The 2,104-nt window shown below is 54.4% G+C and carries 2 protein-coding genes and 1 pseudogene; 1 reads left to right on the top strand and 2 read right to left on the bottom strand.

The window, feature by feature from the left end:
* Nucleotides 1-260: 260 nt before the first annotated feature.
* Nucleotides 261-1,475 carry an NADP-dependent isocitrate dehydrogenase gene (locus ACW9UQ_RS18525; protein ID WP_458932467.1) on the top strand — a complete coding sequence of 405 codons (1,215 nt, stop codon included), beginning with the start codon at nt 261-263 and terminating at the stop codon, nt 1,473-1,475.
* A gap of 135 nt (nt 1,476-1,610) precedes the next feature.
* On the opposite strand, the gene ACW9UQ_RS18520 is transcribed toward ACW9UQ_RS18525, so the two are convergent.
* Together ACW9UQ_RS18520 and ACW9UQ_RS18515 are read right to left on the bottom strand one after the other, a co-directional pair.
* A complete protein-coding gene (locus ACW9UQ_RS18520; RefSeq protein ID WP_458932466.1) occupies nt 1,611-1,823 on the bottom strand; it encodes a hypothetical protein in 213 nt (70 codons plus the stop codon).
* Between the two features lie 154 nt (nt 1,824-1,977).
* Nucleotides 1,978-2,104: pseudogene (locus tag ACW9UQ_RS18515) on the bottom strand (IS5-like element ISCARN85 family transposase); the annotation flags it as partial.

Here is a 2,104-nt window from a genome sequence, read left to right as displayed (position 1 = left end):
TTGATCATCCCAATGATTTGGACTTCCGTGAAACGGCTCTTTCGCATTCGTTTGCTCCTTCAAAAGGTTGAGCAAACTCTACATCAGAACGAGGGAAGTTTCGGGGGGCAGGTCAGCAGAATATTAAAATATCCGATTGATAGCGTGCGGGCCTCATCCTGGGCCCGTCTATTTTTGCATGCCATAGTATGCGGCTTTCTACTTGCCAGAAACTGGGTTAGAAGGCGGCAAATTCCGATTCACAGCAGAAGGGTCAGCGCATGTCCAAAATCAAGGTAGAAAACCCCGTCGTCGAGCTTGACGGCGATGAGATGACCCGGATCATCTGGCAGTTCATCAAAGACAAGCTGATCCTGCCCTATCTGGATGTCGACCTGCTCTATTACGATCTGGGCATCGAAGAGCGTGATCGCACCGAAGACCAGATCACCATTGATGCGGCCGAAAAGATCAAAGAGATCGGCGTTGGCGTCAAATGTGCGACCATCACCCCCGATGAAGCCCGGGTTGAGGAATTCGGCCTGAAAAAGATGTGGCGCAGCCCCAACGGCACCATCCGCAACATCCTTGGCGGTGTGGTGTTCCGCGCCCCGATCATCTGCTCCAACGTGCCGCGTCTGGTGCCTGGCTGGACCAAACCCATCGTCATTGGCCGCCACGCCTTCGGTGACCAGTACCGCGCTACGGATATGAAATTCCCCGGCCCCGGCAAGCTAAGCATGAAGTTTGTCGGCGAAGACGGCAATGTGGTCGAGCATGAAGTGTTCGACGCCCCATCCTCGGGCGTGTTCATGTCGATGTACAACCTCGACGCCTCTATCATCGACTTCGCCCGCGCCTCGCTGAACTATGGTCTGAACCTTGGCTGGCCGGTTTACATGTCGACCAAAAACACCATCCTCAAACAATATGACGGCCGCTTCCTGGAGCTGTTCCAGAAGATCTATGAGGAAGAGTTCGAGGCGAAGTTCAAGGAAAAAGGCATCCATTATGAGCATCGCCTGATCGACGATATGGTCGCCTGCGCGATGAAATGGAATGGCGGCTTTGTCTGGGCCTGTAAGAACTATGACGGCGATGTGCAGTCAGATACCGTGGCGCAGGGCTTTGGCTCACTGGGCCTGATGACCAGCCAGCTGATGACGCCAGACGGCAAGATCGTCGAGGCCGAGGCCGCACATGGCACCGTTACCCGCCACTATCGCCAGCACCAGAAGGGCGAGGCGACCTCGACCAACTCCATCGCATCGATCTACGCCTGGACCGGCGGCCTGAAGCACCGCGCCAAGCTGGACGATAACGCCAAGCTGCGGGAGTTTGCCGAGACGCTGGAAAAAGTCATCGTCGATACCGTCGAAAGCGGCTTCATGACCAAGGACCTGGCCCTGCTGGTCGGCCCGGATCAGAAATGGCTGACCACCGAAGGGTTCCTCGAAAAGATCGACGAGAACCTGAACGCGGCATTGGTCGGGTAAATGAAAAAGGGCCGCATAACGCGGCGCTTTTTTTGCGCAAACAGAGCTCCTGTAAGGCTACTTTTTAATTGGCCTGACGCCCCATAAAAGCCTGCGTCATCTTTCCGCTGCCTTGGGCAGAAACAAATTGCCCATTCAGGATGCCGTTAAAAAGCCTGTTGATGAGAAGATCAGATACGCGTCATAGGTAAAAATTCCGCCTTTCTGACTATAAACTCCCGTGTAGTGAAGTTGCGGAAGCGTCCCGCCCTCGCACCCTGCCGCTAATGACATTTCCTCATCCGATATGTTGAGTGGATCGTCGTCTTTGGGCGCGAACTTCCAATGTTGATCTGCAACAAACTCCATCACCCTCTCTTCGCCGCTAAGGTTTTGGCCTACAAGCTTGCCCCCGGCCTTGAACAATGTCATCGTTTCGGGCGGATGGGCTTTGACGGGTAGCGTCAGATAATTTGAGCGAGAATCCGGGATGTTTGCAATCCGAGCGCCGGATAAGTGCAATTCACAACAGGTACATGACGTCCAGCTTTTCGAATCTTGAGAAGATACGTCGGAAGCCTTTCAGCCTTCGGAACAGGCGTTCGACTTCGTTGCGCCTCTTGTAGAGGGTGCGGTCGTAGCCCCATTTG

It is taken from the genome of Halovulum sp. GXIMD14793 (assembly GCF_054457435.1).
This window is presented reverse-complemented; position numbering and strand designations above follow the sequence as displayed.